Annotated in this window: 15 protein-coding genes; 5 read left to right on the top strand and 10 right to left on the bottom strand. The window is 62.5% G+C overall.

Translation table 11 applies throughout. From position 1 onward, the window contains the following. Positions 1-57 precede the first annotated feature (57 nt). Positions 58-3,012: a bifunctional [glutamine synthetase] adenylyltransferase/[glutamine synthetase]-adenylyl-L-tyrosine phosphorylase gene (locus HFC70_RS24925; protein ID WP_168476016.1), complete on the top strand. Its 2,955-nt coding sequence runs from the start codon at positions 58-60 to the stop codon at positions 3,010-3,012. 16 nt (positions 3,013-3,028) lie between these two features. On the opposite strand, the gene HFC70_RS24920 is transcribed toward HFC70_RS24925, so the two are convergent. From HFC70_RS24920 to HFC70_RS24910, 3 genes are all read right to left on the bottom strand, one after another. Beyond that, positions 3,029-5,413 (bottom strand): PAS domain-containing sensor histidine kinase, encoded by a 2,385-nt coding sequence (locus tag HFC70_RS24920; RefSeq protein WP_168476015.1) that lies wholly within the window; start codon positions 5,411-5,413, stop codon positions 3,029-3,031. Between the two features lie 228 nt (positions 5,414-5,641). Beyond that, on the bottom strand, positions 5,642-8,290 hold the full coding sequence (gene pepN / locus HFC70_RS24915) for an aminopeptidase N (protein ID WP_168476014.1): 2,649 nt from the start codon (positions 8,288-8,290) through the stop codon (positions 5,642-5,644). Positions 8,291-8,472: 182 nt separating this feature from the next. Continuing rightward, positions 8,473-9,582 (bottom strand): methyl-accepting chemotaxis protein, encoded by a 1,110-nt coding sequence (locus tag HFC70_RS24910; protein WP_168476013.1) that lies wholly within the window; start codon positions 9,580-9,582, stop codon positions 8,473-8,475. Positions 9,583-9,914: 332 nt separating this feature from the next. On the opposite strand from HFC70_RS24910, the gene HFC70_RS24905 reads away from it, so the two are divergent. Beyond that, positions 9,915-10,853, top strand: coding sequence for a DMT family transporter (locus HFC70_RS24905; RefSeq protein ID WP_168476012.1), 939 nt, complete (start codon positions 9,915-9,917; stop codon positions 10,851-10,853). A gap of 10 nt (positions 10,854-10,863) precedes the next feature. Here HFC70_RS24905 and HFC70_RS24900 read toward each other — a convergent pair whose 3' ends face one another. Beyond that, a complete protein-coding gene (locus tag HFC70_RS24900) occupies positions 10,864-12,129 on the bottom strand; it encodes an MFS transporter (RefSeq protein WP_168476011.1) in 1,266 nt (421 codons plus the stop codon). Between the two features lie 468 nt (positions 12,130-12,597). On the opposite strand from HFC70_RS24900, the gene HFC70_RS24895 reads away from it, so the two are divergent. Further along, positions 12,598-13,449 carry a hypothetical protein gene (locus HFC70_RS24895; protein WP_168476038.1) on the top strand — a complete coding sequence of 284 codons (852 nt, stop codon included), beginning with the start codon at positions 12,598-12,600 and terminating at the stop codon, positions 13,447-13,449. A 111-nt stretch (positions 13,450-13,560) separates the two neighbouring features. Here HFC70_RS24895 and HFC70_RS24890 read toward each other — a convergent pair whose 3' ends face one another. The 4 genes from HFC70_RS24890 to HFC70_RS24875 form a co-directional block, all read right to left on the bottom strand. Further along, the gene (locus HFC70_RS24890) at positions 13,561-13,731 is read right to left on the bottom strand and encodes a hypothetical protein (RefSeq protein WP_168476010.1); all 171 of its coding nucleotides are present in this window, start codon (positions 13,729-13,731) and stop codon (positions 13,561-13,563) included. Between the two features lie 136 nt (positions 13,732-13,867). Then, positions 13,868-14,059 carry a hypothetical protein gene (locus HFC70_RS24885; RefSeq protein ID WP_168476009.1) on the bottom strand — a complete coding sequence of 64 codons (192 nt, stop codon included), beginning with the start codon at positions 14,057-14,059 and terminating at the stop codon, positions 13,868-13,870. A 158-nt stretch (positions 14,060-14,217) separates the two neighbouring features. Further along, the gene (locus HFC70_RS24880; protein ID WP_168476008.1) at positions 14,218-15,084 is read right to left on the bottom strand and encodes a uracil-DNA glycosylase family protein; all 867 of its coding nucleotides are present in this window, start codon (positions 15,082-15,084) and stop codon (positions 14,218-14,220) included. A gap of 91 nt (positions 15,085-15,175) precedes the next feature. Then, on the bottom strand, positions 15,176-16,057 hold the full coding sequence (locus HFC70_RS24875) for a LysR family transcriptional regulator (RefSeq protein WP_168476007.1): 882 nt from the start codon (positions 16,055-16,057) through the stop codon (positions 15,176-15,178). Positions 16,058-16,149: 92 nt separating this feature from the next. On the opposite strand from HFC70_RS24875, the gene HFC70_RS24870 reads away from it, so the two are divergent. After that, positions 16,150-16,989 (top strand): arylamine N-acetyltransferase, encoded by an 840-nt coding sequence (locus HFC70_RS24870; protein ID WP_168476006.1) that lies wholly within the window; start codon positions 16,150-16,152, stop codon positions 16,987-16,989. A 36-nt stretch (positions 16,990-17,025) separates the two neighbouring features. Here HFC70_RS24870 and HFC70_RS24865 read toward each other — a convergent pair whose 3' ends face one another. Beyond that, a complete protein-coding gene (locus tag HFC70_RS24865; protein WP_168476005.1) occupies positions 17,026-18,318 on the bottom strand; it encodes an Hsp70 family protein in 1,293 nt (430 codons plus the stop codon). Between the two features lie 207 nt (positions 18,319-18,525). Next, positions 18,526-18,729: a hypothetical protein gene (locus HFC70_RS24860; protein ID WP_168476004.1), complete on the bottom strand. Its 204-nt coding sequence runs from the start codon at positions 18,727-18,729 to the stop codon at positions 18,526-18,528. A gap of 256 nt (positions 18,730-18,985) precedes the next feature. Between HFC70_RS24860 and HFC70_RS24855 the strand changes: the two genes are divergently transcribed. Continuing rightward, positions 18,986-20,272 carry an MFS transporter gene (locus tag HFC70_RS24855; RefSeq protein WP_168476003.1) on the top strand — a complete coding sequence of 429 codons (1,287 nt, stop codon included), beginning with the start codon at positions 18,986-18,988 and terminating at the stop codon, positions 20,270-20,272. Positions 20,273-20,406: the final 134 nt, after the last annotated feature.

Genomic DNA, 20,406 nt, shown 5'->3' with positions numbered 1-20,406 from the left:
CCCCGCTTGAGATTCGGCAACGGATCGGGGCGGGACGCGCAGGGGAGGGCGTAAAGCATGGTGGACAGAGCGGACAGGCGGCTGGACGAGGTCAAGGCCGGCGTGATCCGGCCGATGAGCCAGACAGAGCTGAAATCCGTACTATCCACCCTCAAGGAGATGGCCAAGGAGCGTCCGGCGGTCGCCGAACTGCTTGGCTCCGAAAGCCCTCTCAAGGATTTCATCACCGCCGCGCTGACCCTTGCCCCGCATATACGCGACACAGCGGTCCTCAAGCCGGCCTTGCTGGTCACTGCCCTGACCGAGCCGCTCGAACCTGTTCTCCATGACCTCGTCGCTACCGCGCGCCATGCCTGGCGCAACGAGCAGGGCGGCGCGTCGACAGAGGCGCAGGTCATGGCGCGGCTGCGCAACGCCAAGCGGGCACTGTCCTTTTTCGTGGCGCTGGCCGATCTGGCGCGGATTTTCGATGGGCGGCAGACGACCGCCTGGCTGAGCGCCATGGCCGATGCGGCGGTGGCCGCCACAATCGATCACCTGCTGCTGACGGCTCATGAGGCCGGCAAGGTGACGCTGACCGACCCTGCCGCGCCCTCGGTGGGTAGCGGCCTGATCGTGCTCGGCATGGGCAAGCTCGGCGCGCATGAGCTCAACTATTCCTCCGATATCGATCTGGTGGTGTTCTTCGATCCCGACGCCGGCATTCTGGCCGATCCCGACGATGCCACGGAAACCTATGGCCGGATGATGCGCCGCCTGGTGCGCATCCTGCAGGAGCGCAGCGCCGACGGCTATGTGTTCCGCACCGATCTCAGATTACGGCCCGATCCAGGCTCGACGCCGCTTGCCGTGCCGATCGAGGCGGCACTGCTCTATTACGAGGGCAGGGGCCAGAACTGGGAGCGCGCCGCCTATATCAAGGCACGCCCGGTCGGCGGCGATATCACGGCGGGCGAAGGTTTTCTGAAGGAACTCGTGCCCTTCGTGTTCCGCAAATATCTGGACTATGCGGCCATTGCCGACATTCACTCGATCAAGCGCCAAATTCATATTCATCGCGGCCATGGCGCGATCGCGGTCAAGGGTCACAATGTCAAGCTGGGCCGCGGCGGCATCCGTGAGATCGAGTTCTTTGCCCAGACCCAGCAGCTGATCGCCGGCGGACGCATGCCCGACCTGCGCGCCCACGGCACGGAAGCGGCGCTGAAGGCGTTGACCGCGGCCCACTGGATCGACGAGACGACCTGCGACGAGCTGATCCGTTGCTACTGGTTTCTGCGCGATGTCGAGCACCGCATCCAGATGGTCCATGACGAGCAGACCCATCTGCTGCCCGACAGCGAAACGGAGCTGAAACGCATCGCCTTCATGGCGGGTTTCGACGGGACGGCGGCGTTTTCCGCAAGCCTGGAAGTGGTGCTCAGGACCGTCGAGCGGCGCTATGCGCGGCTGTTCGAGCATGAGGAGGGGCTGTCCTCGGCCGGCGGTAACCTGGTCTTTACCGGCCAGAAGGACGATCCCGATACCCTGAAGACCCTGCGCGACATCGGCTTTGAGCGGCCGGAGGATATTTCCCGCGTCATCCGCACCTGGCATTACGGCCGCTACCGCGCCACCCAGTCGGTCGAGGCGCGCGAACGGCTGACGGCGCTGACGCCGGAACTGCTGAAAGCCTTTGGCGAAAGCCGGCGGGCCGACGAGGCGCTGCTGCGGTTCGACACCTTCCTGTCGGGCCTGCCGGCCGGCATTCAGCTGTTCTCACTTCTGGGCAAGAACCCGGCGCTGCTCGATCTGATCGTCAGCATCATGTCCTCGGCGCCACGGCTGGCCGACATCATCGCCTCGCGCCCGCATGTCTTCGACGGCATGCTCGATCCCGGCCTGATGGTGGAACTGCCGACCCGCGATTATCTGGCCGTACGGCTCGATGCCTTTCTCGGCGGCTCCAGACATTATGAGGAGGTGCTGGACCGGCTCAGGATCTTTGCCGCCGAGCAGCGTTTCCTGATCGGCATCCGCCTGCTGACCGGCACCATCAATGGCCGCCAGGCAGCCTATGCCTTTACCGACCTGGCCGGCCTGGTCATCGGCGCGGCCTTCGATGCAGTGCTGGGCGAAATGCACGCCGTGCACGGCCGGTTTCCGGGTGGTCGGGTGGCGGTGGCCGGCATGGGCAAGCTTGGCAGCAACGAGCTGACGGCCGGCTCCGATGTCGACCTGATCCTGCTCTACGATTATGACGACGCGGCCTTAGAATCCGACGGGCCGAAGCCGCTCGACGCGACGCGTTATTTCACGCGCCTGACCCAGCGGTTGATCGCAGCACTCTCGGCGCCGACGGCGGAGGGCGTGCTCTACGAGGTCGACATGCGACTGCGGCCCTCCGGCAACAAGGGGCCGGTGGCGACAAGGCTCAAATCCTTCGAACGCTACCAGAAGGAGGAGGCCTGGACCTGGGAGCATATGGCGCTGACCCGCGCCCGGCTGATCTGCGGCGACGATGGACTGGTCGAACAGGTCGACGCGATCATCGACGGCGTGCTCGGGGCTGAGCGGGATCTAAAGAAGATCGCAGCCGACGTTGTCGAGATGCGCGCCCTGATCGACAAGGAAAAGCCGCCACGCGATATCTGGGATTTCAAGCTCATTCCCGGCGGGCTGATCGATATCGAGTTCATCACCCAGTATCTCGCCCTGATGGCGCCGGTGCGCGGCGTGGTGCTGCCGGAACGCGGCTTGAGCACGGCGGACCGCTTGAAGACGCTCGGCGCCGAGATGATGACGCCGAGCGATCTCGACATCTGCCTGGAGGCGCTACGGCTGTTTACCGACGTATCCCAGGTGATCCGGCTGTGCATCGACGGACCGTTCGAGGCGAAGACCGTTCCCGCCGGCCTGATCGATCTGGTCTGCCAGGCCGGCGATTGCCCCGACCTGAAGACGCTGGAGGCCGAAATCCGCCGCCTGTCGAAGGCCGTTCGCAAGGTCTTTCAGGCCGTGGTGAAGCCATAGGCGCGAAGCCATGCTCTCAAGCCGGCTCGGCAATCCTTACGGTTGCCGCTGCGACAACCTGCTGCCTTGCGGGTACTTTTGGAAGGGTTTCAGTGCAGTGCGGCACGCGGATCGACACCACGGTGCCGCAGCCTTCCCGGGAGCGCACGGTCAGTTCGCCGCCATGCAGGTTGGTGAGCGAGCGCGAGATGGCAAGGCCAAGGCCGGAGCCGCCCTGGCTCTTGGCATAATGGTTCTGCACCTGCTCGAAGGGCTGGCCGATCTTTTCGAGCGCCGCCTTGGGAATGCCGATGCCGGTATCGGCGATCGTCAGGCAAACCGCACCACGCACCGTTTTCGCCCGAAGCACGATGCGGCCGCCTTCGCCGGTGAACTTCACGGCATTTGACAGGATGTTGAGCATGATCTGCTTCAACGCCCGGCGGTCGGCAACCAAGGTCAGGCCTGAGGAAATCCGCTGTTCGATGCGGATGGTCTTCTCCTCGGCGGAAACGCTGGTCAGGCGCAGGCTTTCCTCGATCAGCGGCGCGAGATCGATCGTTTCGCATTTCAGCTTCATATGGCCGGCTTCGATCTTCGACATGTCGAGAATGTCGCTGATGACGTTCAGCAGATGCTGGCCGCTATCGTGGATGTCGCGGGCATATTCGCTGTATTTCGGCGAGCCGACCGGCCCGAACATGCCGTTCAGCAGGATTTCCGAGAAGCCGAGGATGGCATTGAGCGGCGTGCGCAACTCGTGCGACATGTTGGCGAGGAATTCCGACTTGGCCTGGTTGGCCGCCTGGGCGCGTTCCTTTTCGGCGAGATATTTCTCGTTGGCGTCGGACAGTTCGGCCTTTTGCCGCTCCAGCTTCTTCTGGGATGCGGAGAGATCGCCGATCGTCGCCATCAGCCGGCGCTCCTGCTCGCGCAGGCGCTCCTGGTGGCGCTTCAGCAGGGTGATATCGGTGCCGACGGAAACCAGGCCGCCGTCGCGGGTGCGCCGTTCGTTGATCTGCAGCCAGCGCTCGTCGGCCAGCTGCAATTCCGTGGTGCGCGAACTGCCGCCGCGATCGGGATCGGCGATGCGGCGCTGGATGATCGGCCGGGCGGAGGCTGCATCCACCACCGACCGCTCGGTGCCGGGCACCAGCACGCTATCGGGCAGTCCGTAGACCTTCTGGAAATGGGCATTGCACATCACCAGCCGGTCGTTCTTGTCCCACAGCACGAAGGCTTCCGAGGTGCATTCGATGGCGTCGGCCAGCCGCTGGTCGGCTTCGGCATAACGCTGTGCCAGCCGGTGCTGTTCGGTCACGTCCATGGCAATGCCGATGACATGGGTTCCGCCGGAATTGGTGCGGATGACCTGGGCGCGAGCCCGGAGCCAGACATAATGGCCATTGGCATGGCGCATGCGGAACACCTGGTCAACCTGGCGGCTGTCGCCGCGGCCGACGGTGCGGGCAAGGGCGAAAAGATTGCCGTCGTCGGGATGCATCAACCGGGCGGCATCGGCAAAGGACAGGACATTGCCCGCCGGCGGCAGGCCGAGCATTTCATACATCGACCGCGACCAGAACAGCCGGCGGCTGGCCAGATCGAAATCCCACAGGCCGCAGCGTCCACGCGACAGCGCCGTTTCGACCCGCAGGTTGGACTCCAGGAAGGTATCGTCGGCCTCGCGGGCCCGCTTTACCTGGCTGTAATAGGCATAGAGGATGACCAGCAGGATTGACGAGATACCGGCAAACAGCGTGACGTTGAGCGCCACCTCGTTGCGCCAGAAAGCCATGACGCCGGTCAGCGAATGGGCGGCGAGAATGAGCGAACCGTCGCTGCCGGCCGGCGCCAGCACGGCGACATGGCGAATGCCGCCGATATCGGTCTCGATCGCGCCGGTATGATCAGGGAAGCGCCGGATGGTGGCAACTTCCGGCAGGAGGCTGGTGATCGGCATGCCGACATAGCCAAGGCCGGCGGTCGAACTGGCAAAGACCCGGCCGGCCGGATCGATGAGCAGGATGAAGGAGTCGTTACCCAGACGGTCCTGTGGCAGGTAGCCGGCAATCCGGGCTTCCGTGGCGGCCCTGTCGGCCGATACGATCTTGTCCTCGCCGCCAAGGGCTGCAGAGGCGGCGATCGCCGAAAGCGCCGTAGAGTGGCGGATCGCCGCTTCCATCCGGGTCTGTTCTGCCGTGATGCCCAGCATGCGGGCCGCAGCCACGACCATCAGGAAGGCGATGATCAGCACCGGTATGGCGCGTCTGAGGATGATCTCGACATGGGACGACCTGTCATTGCGGGCACTCTGGGGCCGCGCCAATCGTCCGTAAAAAGTGTCCCGGTAAGCCAGAAGTTTAGAAAATTTGAGTCGCAACCGCTCATCGGCTGCGGTTGCCCGCCGCGCGTTCGACATCGTCCCTGCCTGATCCCTCGTCTGATTCGCAGCGCCGCTCGCCCGAACCTAAGCCATTGAATCAAAGGTGATTCGCTCTGTCTAGTCGGAAAAAGTAAAACTTTGTTAACCTGTTGCAAAGACTCGCATAAGCTTTTGCGACAAGCCCTCTACAGGCCGTCGTCTGCACATTTTTGCGCCGGACAACAGTCGGCGGACACTCAGGTCCGCCGATCGCCAAGAGGAAAATTACCCCTTCAGCATGCGATCCACAATATCGCGGACATCGGTCGAGAGGGCGGCCGCGCGTTCGATCTGCATCAGCGCCGAGCGGGCAAGGTCGGCTCGGGCCGGTTCCAACAGCCGCCAGGAGCGCATGGCCGTCAGCAGCCGGGCGGCAAGCTGCGGATTGCGGCTGTCGATCGCCAGGATCTGCTCGGCAAGGAAGTGATAGGCGGCGCCATCGGCCCGGTTGAAACCGGTCGGATTGGAAAAGGCGAAGGTGCCGACCAGCGCGCGAACGCGATTGGGATTGGTGGCATTGAAATGCGGGCTTCCGGTCAGGATGCGGATGCGGTCCAGGGCGGCGCTGCCGGGGATCGTCGCCTGGATGGCCAGCCACTTGTCGATGACCAGTGCATTCTCAGTAAAGCGCGCCTCGAAGGCGGCAAGTGCTGCTTTCGTTTCCTCGGCATCGGGAAAACGATGGGCGAGAATGGTCAGCGCCTGGCTGAGGTCTGTCATGTTGTCAGCCTTGGCAAAGGCCTCGGCTGCCACGGCCGGGGTATTCTCGGCAAGCGCCAGGAAACCCAATGCAGCATTCTTCAGGGCGCGGCGGCCGGCGCTGGCGGCATCCGGCGTGAATGGTCCCTCGGTCTGCATCGACGCATAAAGAGCCCGGAAGATGTCGATGCCCTGCTTTGCGATATCGGTCAGGATCGCCTGACGGCCTTCGTGGATGGCGTCCGGGTCGTTGTTGCTGCCAAGTTCGCGGGCGATATCGGCCTCGCTCGGCAGTGCCAGGGCCTGGGCGCGGAAGGCCGGCTCCAGGCTGTCGTCGGCCGCAATCGCCAGCAGGGTTTCGCTTAAAGCGGCATTGCAGACGACAGGCGCTGCCTTGCGTGCGGCATTGGCCGCGTCGCAAAGGTTGGGCAAGGCGAGGTCGGTCAGAGCCTGCCAGCGGGCGAAAAGATCGCTCTCATGGCGGGCAATCAGGCTGCGGTCGTCGGCACTCTGGTCGAAATGCAGGGTGACAGGCGCCGAGAAGCTGCGGTTTAATGACAGCACAGGACGCGAGGCGATGCCGGAAAAGGTGAAGGTCTGGCTGCGTTCGGTTAAGTGCAGCACGTCGCCGGTCACTTCGCCGCCGGTCACGGCGCTCGGCGCGAATTCCGTGCCTTCGGCCGAGAGCAGCGCAAATTTCAGCGGGATATGCATGGGCTCCTTGGCCGTCTGGCCAGGCGTTGCCGGAACGAGTTGCTCGAGCGACAGGGAAAAGCTCTGCTTGGCCGGGTCATAGGCGGTCGAGACGGTGATCTGCGGCGTGCCGGCCTGACTGTACCACAGCGAGAATTGCGTCAGATCCCGGCCGCTGGCATCCTCGAAGCACTTGACGAAATCCTCGACCGTGGCCGCGTCGCCGTCGTGGCGCTCGAAATAAAGGTCCATGCCCTTCTTGAACAGATCGGCGCCGAGCAGGGTGGCGATCATCCGGGTGACCTCGGAGCCCTTCTCGTAGACCGTGGTCGTGTAGAAATTGTTGATCTCGCGATATTTGGTCGGCCGGACCGGATGGGCCAGCGGCCCGGAATCCTCGGCGAACTGTTCGGAGCGCAGGTGTCGCACTTCGGCAATGCGCTTGACCGAGCGCGAGCGCTGGTCGGCGGAAAACTCGTGGTCGCGATAGACCGTCAGGCCTTCTTTCAGGCACAGCTGGAACCAGTCGCGGCAGGTGATGCGGTTGCCGGTCCAGTTGTGGAAATATTCGTGCGCGATGATCGCCTCGATATTGGCATAGTCGGCATCGGTCGCGGTTTCAGGATCGGCCAGGACGTACTTGTCGTTGAAGACGTTGAGGCCCTTGTTCTCCATGGCGCCCATGTTGAAGTCGGACACCGCGACGACCATGAAGATATCGAGGTCGTATTCGCGGCCGAACACCTCCTCGTCCCATTTCATCGAGCGCTTCAGCGCATCCATGGCATAGGCGGCACGCGGCTCCTTGCCGTGTTCGACGAAGATCTTGAGCGTCACTTCGCGCTCGGACATGGTGACGAATGTGTCCTCGACCACACCGAGATCGCCGGCGACCAGCGCAAAGAGATAGCTGGGCTTGGGATGCGGATCGAACCAGGCCGCAAAATGCAGGTCGCCGCCATAGCCGGCGCCGCCAAGGAAATTGCCGTTCGACAGCAGCAGCGGATTGGCCGCCTTGTCGGCGATGATGTTGACCGTATAGGGCGCCAGAACGTCAGGGCGATCCGGGAAATAGGTGATACGGCGGAAACCTTCCGCCTCGCACTGGGTGCAATAGATGCCGCCGGTGCGGTAGAGGCCCATCAGCTGGGTATTGGCCTCGGGATTGATCACCGTGGTGACGGTGATCTCGAACGGCGCGGTCTCCGGCAGATCGCGGATCGTCAGGCTGTCGGACGTCACGGTAAATTGCCCGGCCGGCAGCTCGTTCTGGTCGAGCAGGAGGCCGCCGAGATTCAACTCGTCGCCATCCAGCACCAGCGGTGCCGATAGGTCGGCCCCTTCGCGGCGATGGAAAATCAGGCGGGACTCGACCTTGGTCTCTGTCGGATCCAGTTCGAAGGTCAGATCGACCCGTTCCAGTACGAAATCGGTGGGGCGGTAGTCCGCCAGATTAATGACCTGGCCCGTGTCTGTTCGCATAAATTTGTCCTGATTGTCTTTTGCGTAAACCGGATGTGCGCGAGCACTAGACCGAATCCCGGGCAGCGCGACTTTGGATCAATCATTGCATCAATTTCTGAACGATTGCTAAAACTGTAAAAATACTTCGCACATCGGAATTAAATAATAACACAGCAACCTGCGGCCGGCACCCTCCAAGCTTATTTGAGACCGAACTGGGCGCGAATGGCGTCGTCGCTTTCCGTTTGCTGAACGATTACACCATACCAGCCCAACCCATCGTAATCTTCGTAACCGAGCGTCTTGGCAAAGGCGACGATGTTGCCGCTGTTGTCATAATAATTGCCGCGCATGCCGTTGCCGGGATTGTGAAGCGCGAAATGGGTGTAGCGCCGCGCCGGATTGCTGGCGGCGATGACCCTGAGATTGCCGTCGAGCAGGAGCACCTCGGTCTTTTCGGCAATATGCGGCGGCAGGTTGGCTTCCTTCTCGACGATCGCCTGGCCCTGCGCCTGCCAGTCGAAATAGACGCCAAGTGTGCCGATCAGCGCGCCATCGGAGCGTCCTTCCTGGCGCACGCCGGTGGCATAGACGAGGATATCGCGATTGTCGTGCAGCAGGCTCGGCTTGACCTCGTCGACGATATAGTCGTCGCCGCTGCGGCAGGATCTTGCTGCCGTAAACCAGGGCTCGCCGGACATGTTGCGGTCCTTCAGCGCCCGCTGGTAGCGCGGATTGGCCGAGGCGATCACCCGCCCGGACGCATCGGTCAGGACAAGGTCCAGGTAGACGGTGTAAAAGCGGTTGATGACGCCGAGCCGTTCTGCAGCAAAGGCGGCGACATCGGTCGACGGCGCCTGCAAGGCGTTCCACAGCGCCGGATCGGTCGCCCACCAGCGCACGTCGGCTGTCCGTTCGAACAGGTTGCGGACGATGAACTGTACCAGCGTCTGGGCCAGATCCGTGAGCCTCACTCCCTCCATTTCACGCACCAGTTCATCGGCCATCGATCGGCCGACGCCAATGCGTCCGAGTACGTTTTCCTGGAACTGGTCGGCGATGTCTGCGGCTCCCTGCGCCAGACGCTGTACTTCGTTGGCAACGACGGCGAATCCCTTGCCCGTTTCGCCGGCCCGTGCCGCCTCGATCAGCGCGTTGATGGCCAGCAGCTTGATCTGCTTGACGATATGGGTGTTGCTGGCGCTGAAGCGTTCCAGATCGGAACCAATGGCCTCCGTGACGATGCGCATGGAGCGCGGCGTCGTGGTTGGCGCTGACTGGGACTTTATCTGGGGGTGGGCGTCTTTCATCGAATAAGGTCCTTGAATAGAAAGAGCGAGACGGGACGCTGAACTTGCTCTGATGAATGCCAGAATTTGAAGTCGATTCATCAAATATGACTTAAGATCCCAGTAAAGCGTTAACTGTGAATAAAAGTAGTTTCATCAGATTTGATGAATTAGGCTCGCTGGCGGCGTTTTTTGACTCTGTCAGGCTCCTCTCAGGCTCTTGCCGATGACGGAGCGCAACGAAGCCCTTGCCAGACGCGCCGGCTTGATCGATCTTGGGCGCCTTCTCCTCCTGTCGAATCGTGACGTCGTCCGTTCGCCAACCCTTGCATCCAGTTCACGAGCAGCCCCCGATGGCCATTGCCGCCACAAATCCCCTTCGGGGAATTTTGTTGAAGATCGCCTCCGTCGCCGTTTTTGTTGGCATGCAGACCTGCATCAAGGCAGCCGGTCCTGACATTCCGGCCGGTCAGATCGCCTTCTACCGCTCCGCCTTCGCTATTCTGCCGATTTTGCTCTACCTGACCTACCAGGGCGATCTGCGTTCCGCCTTCTACACCCGCAATCCGTTCGGCCATGTCAAACGGGGAGTGATCGGCATTGTTTCGATGGGCTTCGGCTTTTATGGCCTTGTCCACCTGCCTCTGCCCGACTCGATTGCCATCGGCTATGCCATGCCGCTGATTGCCGTCGTCTTTGCGGCCGTATTCCTGAAAGAAAGCGTGCGCTTCTATCGCTGGTCGGCGGTATTGATCGGCATGGTGGGCGTGTTGATCATCACGTGGCCCAAACTCACGCTGTTTTCGGAAAGCGGCCTCGGGTCGACTGCAGCCGTGGGAGCAGCGGCGGTGCTGATGTCCGCGACGCTTGGCGCGGCCGCCATGCTGCAGGTGCGCCAGCTGGTTCGCGAGGAAAAGACCGCGACGATCGTGCTCTATTTCTCGCTGATCGCATCGCTGCTCTCAGCCATTACCTGGGCTTTCGGATGGTCGGTGCTGGCCTGGTCGTCACTCGGGCTTCTGGCGATGTCGGGCTTTCTGGGCGGTATCGCCCAGATCCTGCTGACGGAAAGCTACCGTCACGCCGATGTCTCGACGATCGCTCCTTTCGAATACTGCTCGATCCTGCTCGGCTCGGTGATCGCCTATTTCCTGTTCGGCGATATCCCGACCTTGAATACGCTGTTCGGTACGGCGATCGTCGCATCGGCCGGCATTTTCATCATCTATCGCGAGCACCGGCTCGGTCTGGAACGCAAGGCGGCCCGCAAGGCCTCGATGCCGCCGGGCTGACTGTCGGCTGTCAGGTCCGCGTCGGGCCGCCCGGTTCGGTTTCGCCGAACGAGGCATTCGGCGTGTGACCCGGATCGGTGCCCTGCATGGGGATCGGCATGGATTGGAAATCGGTCTTGCCGACCAGTCCCTCGCGCGATGGCCGGCGTGTCATGCGCCATCCGGCATAGCCGGCATAGGCTGCAAAGCTCAGAGCCAGGAACCACAGCAGGCCTTTCGGGCCGGTCCATTCCATGACCGTTCCGGCCATCAGTGGACCGGAAACGGTGCCGAGGCCGTAAAGAATCATGATACCGCTCGAAATCGTCACATATTCGTTGGGTTCGGCCAGGTCGTTGGCATGGGCGACGTTGAGGGCATAGACCGGATAAAGCACGGTGCCGACAAAGAACCCGCCGATATAGAGTGGCAGGGGATTGTCGATACTGAAGACCGCCATGACCAGGCAGGAGAGCGTGCCGAACAGGCCGCAGAACACCATTACCAGGCGGCGGTCGATCCGGTCGGAAATGCGGCCGATCGGCATCTGTGCCAGCGCACCGCCGGCCAGCACCGCCGACAGAAGCGTAGCACCTTCGGCCGTGCTCATGCCGACATTCTGGGTGTAGACTGCCCCGAGGCTGCCCCAGGTTCCCGACAGGGCGCCCGACAGCAGCGAGCCGATGAAGGCGACCGGCGACCGCCGGTAGAGCTGCTTGAGGTCGAATCGCGCCTGGGTGATCGGCGCCGGCGACTGGGCGGTCGACAGTGCCGTGGGGAAGATCGCCAGCGAGAAGATCAGCCCGCACAGGATGAACAGTTGCGCACCGCTCGGGTCGCCGAGCGGCACGATATACTGTCCGCCGATCGAGCCGACCAGGCAGGTGATCATGTAGACCGAAAACAGTGCGCCGCGATTGTCATTGGTGACGCGCTCGTTCAGCCAGCTTTCGATGATCAGGTAGCTGCCGGCAATGGCAAAGCCGGCAAGGCCGCGAAACAGCACCCAGGCGCGCCATTCGATAATCAGCGAGCAGAGCAGCACCGAGACCGTCAGCAGGGTGATCAACGCGCTGAACACCCTGACATGGCCGACCCGCTGCACCAGCTTCGGCGTGACGATGCACGACAGCGTAAAGCCGAACGTATAGCCCGTGGCGATCACCGAAATGGTCAGGGTCGACCAGCCCTCGGCGATCGATCGGATCGGCAGCATGAAATTCATCAGGCCGAAGCCCGCCATCATCAGCAATGTGGACAGCATCAGGGTGGCGACGGAGGCGAGGCTGACCAGCATGGCTTGGGTTCCGATCTATTGCGCCGGGACAGCGGTTGGGCATTGCCATGGCGGCGCGAGCAACGAGGCGTTGGAGGGCAGGGCAAACATCGGCCCGCTGCTCTTTGCGTCTCGCCGGGCTCGCTTCGAATCACGGCAGCGACCGACAGCTGTCCTAACGGCTGAAGTGATCCTGCCTTTACCCAAAAGAAGATGCGCTGTCGATTGCGACACGTGCCGCTGCAAAAGAGAGGATTTTTAAATCAGTATCGCGTAACCTTCCATTTATGGGAGTTTCGGGCGGCTTGTTCGACCAAGGCAATCACGAGCGCCGCCCAGGCTTCATGGCGCTGCGGAACGCTGAATATTCAGCGCCCGTTCAGCCTGGGAACGCTAGAGCTTTGAAGGGCCGGAGAACGGCGGTTATGGGCAGGCGTTTCGGGTGGGTCGACAGATATGAATATGCATTTGGAGCGCAGGCACTTGAGTATGGCCCTTTCGGAACAGCAACTGATCGAGTCGCCGGCTTTTGTTGCCGCCCTGCGCTTTCTGGCCGTCAACCTGCAGGGCGAGTTTGACGGCAATCCGCGGCTGTCGCGCATGCTGGCCTCCCATCAGCGCTGGCTGCTGAGCCAGGCGGGATTTGCGCTTTATCTCGAATACGATCCGACGGCCTTGCCCTCCGGGCTGACCGCCGGCCGCCTGAAGCAGATGATCACCGAGGTCGATGTCGCCAGCCGCAACACGGTCCTGAACTTTCTCGACCAATTGCTGAGCTACCGGTTCATCCGCGTCGCCGGCGATGCGAACCGCCGGCCGCGCCGCTTCGAGGCGACGGAGATCAGCCATCAGGCGATGTGGCAATGGCTGGCCGCCAATCTGGCGGCGCTCGACCAGATCGACGGCGGCGATCGGTTTGCCGCCTATTGTGCCACACCCGGCCTGTTCCGCGCCGTCCAGCCGCGCGTGGCGCGGTGCTGCATCGATGACCGTCGCTGGCGCGAGCCGCCGGAGCGCGTGGCGATCTTCCTGTGGACCGAGGCCGGCGGCCTCGTCATGGACGAATTGATCCGCCGGATCGAGCCGGGCAGCGAGCAGGCGCAAGGCTACGATATCGGCCGCGTCGACGCCCGTGCCATGGCCGGCCATTTCATGATGTCGCGCACCCATCTGCAGCGCCTGCTGCGCAAGGCTGTGGACATGGGCTGCCTGGCCTGGCACGACGACACGAAGAAGACCCATCTCTGGATGAAAAGCGACTATCTGGAGGAATATTGCCGCTGGCAGGCGGTCAAATTCGCGATCATCGACAAGGTCTTTGCCGAAGCGCGGCTGGGCTGAGCGCCGCGGACCCTGCAAGAGGTGCCGGCTGAAGCCGGATACGAAAACGCCGACGCGAAAGCGCCGGCGGCCATGTCTTCAAACATTCAGCAAATGCTGCCCGGCCTCCGCTCAGAGCGGAATGCCCGTCAGGCCGCCATGAACCTTCGACGGGAACCGGCCGAAGGCGTGGCTCGGGTCCGCCGAGGAGGCGCGGCTGTATTCTTCCGAAGCGCTGATGGCCGAGCTGATCTGCAACACGGCTTCCTTCAGGCTGCGCAATGGATGGGGTCTTGCGATCATGACGACTATCCTAGAGTTACCTTAGGTCTTGAAGCGATGCCGCATAATCGCCCCGGACAGGAAATTGTGCAATGCACAATGGTGCGGGGCAGCTATGCAGTCAGTGCCGGGCGATACCCGGCAGCTTCGCCGCCGCTCAGGATTCGCGAAAATCGGCGAAGACAGCCGATGGGCGGGTGATCTGGCCGATGCGGCTGAACACGCGCGCGCTGATCTGCTCGTTGGTTGCCGATCCGAAACGGTGATAGGGATGGCTTGATCTGATGGGTTCACCGGCCAGACGCAATGTCTCGAAATTGCTGTGAATGGCGCGAAGGCGGGTCGTCATTGCTGTGGTTCCTTGTCGTCCGGTCCTCCCACGGCTGAAGTCTATATTGCACCGCACCATCGATTCGGCAATGCGGTTTGGCGCGGCGCTGATATGCACAAAGCGCATACCGGTTTTCACATATTGTTCATGATTGCCGAAAAAATCGCCAATCGCGCTCAGGTCGCGGCGATTCGGCTTTTGAAGGCCAGCAGGTCCTGCCAGGCCAGCGCCTTGGTGGCAGGCGCAGTCAGCAGCTCCTGCGGATGCAGGCTGGCCATGGCCGACACCGTGTGGCTGCCGCAGGCGATCTCGCGCCATTGGCCGCGCAGCGCGTGAATAGTCTCGTTGCCGCCGAAGAAGAACCGGGCGGTGAAATTGCCGAGCAACAGCACGGCGCGCGGCTCGGCAAGCTCGATCTGGCGTTCGATGAACGGGCGGCAGATGGCACTTTCCGGTACTGAGGGCATGCGGTCGCCCGGCGGACGCCACGGAATGACGGTGGTCAGCAGCGTATCGGCCCGGGTGATGCCGATGGCCGACAGCATGCGGTCCAGCAATTGGCCCGGCCGGCCGGAAAACGGCAGACCCTCGCGGTCGTCGTCGCCATTGGGGATCGGGCCGATCACCATGATTCGCCCGGCGGCAGCGCCATCGGCAAAGATCGTCGAGCGGGCGCTCATTTTCAGGTTGCAGGCCGAAAAGCCCTCGATCGCGGTTTTAAGCTCTGCCAGGCTGCGGGCGCTCTCGGCGGTCAGCCGTGCCTCGGTGACGGCGTGTTCGTCGGGAATGGCAACCGGCATGGCCGCCTGCGGGCGTGGCGCGGGCCTGTCGCTGGCAGACTGATGTTTCGCGGCCGCTGCCGGCATCTGTGCCGTGGCCGGGGCAGGAGTTGGCACGCGCGCTTGCCGCGCCTCCCGCTCGGCGGCGAAGGCCGCCACCCGGTCGACCGGCGCCTCTTCCAGCAGCCATTCCACGCCGGCATCCCCATGGAAATGCAGAAGCGCTGCAAGCTCGGCGGCGTTGAGGTCGTTGGCGGATATCATGGCCCTGTTCTAGAACGGCGCGGCGGCAAAGGAAACAGCCGAATGCCCCGTCGTCAACAGGCGCCGGCAGCGCCTGGACTGTTGCCCACCATCAGCCGACGCGCTTCAGTGGCGTCTCGGTGCTGCGGAAATGCGAGCCGGACCAGCGCAGGAAGGCGGCGACGCGCGGTTGCGCCATGACCGCCCGCCGGGCAACCATCCAGATCTCCGTCACCGGCAGATCGAGTTCCGTCTCCAGCCGCAGCAGCGGCGAGCCGGCCGGCACGATCGAGGACGGCAGGAAGGCGATGCCCGCGCCGGTCTCGGCCACATCGCGCTGGGTGAGCGTGCTGGACGAACTGAACACGGCGGTGCCGCCCAGCGCGCAGAACCATTTGCAGGCGGCGATGTCGACGAGCGTACCCGAGGGATGGACGACCCGGTGCCCGCTGAGCGAGGCCGCCTTGGGATCGAACGGCTGGTTCGCCAGATAGTCGGGCGTTGCGTAAAGGCCCCAGCGCAGGTCGCCGATGCGGCGGCCGACCATGTCTTCCGGTGCCGACTCAAGCGGCGTGACGATGATATCGAAGGAGTCTTCCGGCATCTCGAACAAGGTGCTGTAGATGGTGAGATCGCTGGGCAACCCAGTCTCGACGGACCAGGCGGCAAGCGCCGGCGCCGCATATTCCTTCGACAGGACCTCGCAGCTGGCCAGCCGGACCGGCGCCGGGATGGTGCGCAGGTCGGAATTGGCTTCCGCCACGGTCTCGCGTACCCGCTGTGCCGCCTCGATCAGTCGTCCGCCGGCCTCGTTCGGCTCCAGGCGCCCATCCGGCGTACGGGTGAAGACCGGGCGGTTCAGTCCGGTCTCGATGGCCTGCAGGCGGCGCGACACCGTGGACTGGTTGACGCCGAGCGACCGCGCAGCGCCGGACAAAGTTCCGGCCGCAGCAATGGCCAGGATGGTCTGCAGATCATTCCATTCCGAAATCATGGTCTGCTTCCTTGCATGGGGTCATGCAAATTCGCTGATTGCGCGACACCTGTCAATTCTGCGAGAAAACCGCTTTCCGCGGAGTGATTTTCATGACCTTCGATCTTTGCCAGTATCTGTCCCGTCTGGACCTGGAGGCTGAAGCGGTTCCAACCACGGTGGAGGGCCTGCAGCACCTGCTCACCGCGCAGATGCGTGCCTTGCCCTATGAGACCATCGACGGCTTCCTCAACGCCTCCGACCGGGATGCCGCAACGGCCTGGCAGACGATCATACAGGGCGGGCGCGGCGGCCAGGACGAGCAACTGAACGGCCTGTTCTGCAAGGCCCTGTCGGCGCTGGGCTTTGCCTTCCTGCCGGTTGTGGCGCGGGTCGGCGTTGAACAGATCCGCAACCGCAGCCAGGCGCATCTGGTGACGGTGGTGTCCATTGATGGCCAATGCTGGCTTGCCGATAGCGGCTTTTCGGCCGGCGCGCCGTTCGGTCTGGTGAACCTTGTGACCCGCAGCCCGCAATATATCGGCGGCGACGTCTTTCGCGTCACCACCAATAGCCGATCGGGCGACGGCTGGCTTGGCGATCTGGTGCTGGAGCGCAAATGCGGCGAGCAATGGCAGGCGCTTTACGGGATCGACCATGTCGCCATGCGCGATCCCGGCTCTGCGGCCACCCAGATGCAGTGCATGCGCCGGGCGACCCTGCCGCCGGTCGTCGATCTCGATGTCAACATAACCAGTGCCAGAGGCCGCGCCTTTCTGCGCAACCGCGAGGTCAGCTGCCTCGACCGGGGCGTCGAGACCCGCTGGACCGTCCTGTCGGCGCCGGAAATGCGCAGCGTGCTCGGCGACATCTTTGGCCTCAGCCTCGATATGGCAACGGTGGACCGCATCTGGCGTAGGCTGGACGGACTGCCGCAAAGCCGGGCTGCCTAACGATCGGGCGGCCCTAGGCTCACGCGGCCCCCAGGCTCAGGCGGCCCACTGCGCGATGTCGTCCCGCTCGCCGATCAGTGCCAGGCCATGGGCGATCGACACCAGTTCGCCGCCGGTCTCGATGCGGTCGCTAGCAAAGCGCTCGGTAAAGATCCGCCGCACCGCCGGCACGAAGGACGTGCCGCCGGTCAGGAACACCTTGTCGATGCTGCCGGGCGCGGTCTGGGTTTTTTCCAGCACCTCGTCGAGCGCCCCTTCGATGCGCGCCAGATCGGCGCCGATCCAGCTTTCGAAATCGCTTCGCTTGACCACCTTCTGCCCCGCCTTGCCGAGCGGTGAAAAGTTGAACGGCGCTTCTTCGCCAGCCGACAGCGCCATCTTGGTGGCCGATACCGCCTGGTAGAGCGGATAACCCTCGTCATGATCGACCAGATCGATGAACAGCTCCAGCTTGTCGGGCGCAAGGCTCTGGCGCACCAGCGATTTCAGGTCGGTGAATTCCTTCGATGTCTTGAAGATCGACAGCTGGTTCCAGCGCGAGAACGAGGTGTAGTAATTGCTCGGAATATCCAGCACCTTGTCGAAACTCTTGAACTGGCTGCCCTTGCCGATCTCGGGGGCTACCAGATGCTCGATGATGCGCGCATCGAACTGGTCGCCGGCAATGCCGACGCCGGAATGGCCAACCGGCGTGGCCGAAAGCTTGCCGCCGGATGTCTCGAAGCGGATCAGCGAATAGTCGGTCGTGCCGCCGCCGAAGTCTGCCACCAGCACGGTTGCATCCGCGGTCAGGTGCTGGGCGAAATAGAAGGCGGCGGCCACCGGCTCATAGACATAGTGGATTTCCGGAAAGCCGAAGCGCGACAGCGCCTCGTTGTAGCGCCGCATCGCCAGATCCGGATCCGGGCTGGCGCCGGCGAAATGCACCGGCCGGCCGGCGACGATGCGCTTGGCATGGCCCGGCCAGCCATCGCCCGCATAGGCTTCCAGCCGCCGCAAAAACACTTCCATCAGGTCTTCGAACTGGAAGCGCCGCGCATGCACCAGCGTGCCCTGGAACAGGGCCGAGGCCGCAAAGGTCTTGATCGACTGCAGGAAACGACATTCGCCGGGATTGTCGATGAACTGGCGGATCGCCGCCTGTCCGGCCTCGACTTTCAGCGCGCGGGCGCCGAGCTGTGCATCCTTCATGAAGGACAGAGCCGTGCGCATGCTGTCGCTGGTGCCGGCCGCCGAGGTGAAGGACACCGAGCGCGTCGTCGTCGCGCTGTCGGCCAGCGCCAGAACCGTGTTTGTCGTGCCGAAATCCAGCCCCAGCGCCTCAGCCATCGCCGCCGCTCCTTGGTCGTTTAGGAATGTTGGAACAGGGAAACCCCCGAACGCGAAACGGGGCGCCTTGTGATCAAGCACCCCGACGATTGAAGAGCCGGCGTGATGCCACAGGCGGGAGGGTATGGCAAGGGGAGATGCTGCGGTGCGGCAACTGTTGAGGGGTGGCGGCGGCGAGATCGACTGTCTCAGGCGGCAGGAAACGACCTACCGGATATAGCGCCGCGCAGCCCAGATGACCGCCAGCCCGACCACCATCAAAACGGCGCCGCGCAGGATCCACGGGCTCTGGTTGATCATGAAGCTGGAGGCTGGATAGGGGAACAGGCCGGTGCCCTGACCGATCCAGACAAGGCCCATCAGGGCGGCAAGGGCGCCGATGACGGTGAGGGCGATTTTGACGATGGCCATGATGGTGTGTGCCTCTCGGGATGATGCAGGATGTCGCGACCATAGGTCCGAAAGGCGAGGGGACGAAGTGATTTTTTCGTGACGAGGGCCGCGTTGGGCCATTGCGGACTTTCGCTGCAGTGCCCGCCAAGGTCGGCTGTGCGGACAAAGTGTGAGTTCGCTGCAAGTACGCCAACGACCGCTTTCGCGAGGCGTTGGTTTACTGCGGATCAGCACATCTGTTGTATTTGGTGCCGGTGTAGACGATGCTACGAACATGGCAACCGACCTCGAATTCTCATTCCAATTGCTCACGCGGTCTGCTCAGCGGCACATTCGGGTATTTCAAGTACACCAGTTTCTGGATCGCTTCGCGATGGGTCTGACAGTGGCCGTTGTTGCATTGGCTCTGAACGACCGAGGCATGGACCTGTTCCAGATTTCGCTTCTTTTTGGCGTCTACTCGCTCACGACCATAGCTATGGAATTGCCATTTGGTGGGCTGGCGGACAACGTTGGACGCAAGCCCGTTTTCTTGTCTGCGGTCGTTGCAAGTCTGATCTCTCTGGCTCTCTTCGTGTCGTCACACGACTTCTATGTTCTGGCCCTATCGTTTGCCTTCATCGGCTTTGGACGTGCACTGCGCTCCGGCACTCTGGATGCGTGGTTTGTCGAGAATTTCAAAGCCATGGCTCCAAATGTTGATGTTCAACCTGCTCTTGCAAAAGCCCAGTTTGCCAATGCAATGGGATTGGCTTCCGGTGCCATTTTTGGAGGTCTGTTGCCCGATGCCTTCGGCTCAGGCGCAGTTCGACTAGGGTTCAGTATTTTCGACGTCTCTTACTTGGCAAGTTTTGTTTTGATGTTGGCTGTGTTCGCTTACACTGTGTTTGCCATTTCGGAAAAGCGGCGTCCGCTAAACCCCAAGGCACTCGTACAGGGGTTCGCAGGCGTTCCACATGTGATCAAAGATGCGGGTCTGCTCGCCTTAAAACACCCCACACTCTCGATCCTTCTAGTGGCGCTTGCCTTGTTCTTGATGGCTACAAACCCGGTCGAAGTGATCTGGCCAACCCACGCAAAACCCATGCTGGATGATGGCTACGCGAATTCTGTGGTTGGCGCACTGACGGCGACCTACTTCTTCTCAATTGCCTTTGGAGCGTCACTGTCTTCTCACATCAGTCGGATTTTCAGACGCCGTCACGCTATCACACTATCAGTGATTTTTGCCTGTCTTGCAGCCGTTCAAATCGCGTTGGCGTTACAAGAAAATATCATTGGCTTTGTTGCAATCTTCATCCTCTACTCGGTGATCTTGGGCGCGAGTGAAACGCCTGCCAGCAGCATTCTGCATTCCTGCGTTGAAGATCGACAGCGGTCTACAATGCTGTCACTGCGCTCACTCGTACAGCAATTGGGGGCTGCATTTGGCTTGGTCTTGGTTGGAGCTGTTGCCGAGGCTTACACAACGCCCACCGCGTGGATGGTTGGGGCAACCTTCCTTGTAATTGCGCTGCTCCTGATGGGTGTGTTGGCCAGAAGGCTACGGGCAGAAGAATGACATAGCCGACATTCGTTTGCTATGCAGCATCACGCAGAGTGGGCTCCCTGCTGCCTTTCGCTGCAGATGACACGAAGGTCGGCTATGGGCCGATGGTGGCCGGGCGCAGCCCACCCGGCACCGGGGCCATGGGT

Origin of the sequence: Agrobacterium sp. a22-2 (genome assembly GCF_012276985.1) — a bacterium.
GTDB lineage: Bacteria > Pseudomonadota > Alphaproteobacteria > Rhizobiales > Rhizobiaceae > Allorhizobium.
The sequence above is the reverse complement of the archived record's forward strand: the minus strand, read 5'-3'. Positions and strand labels throughout refer to the sequence as shown.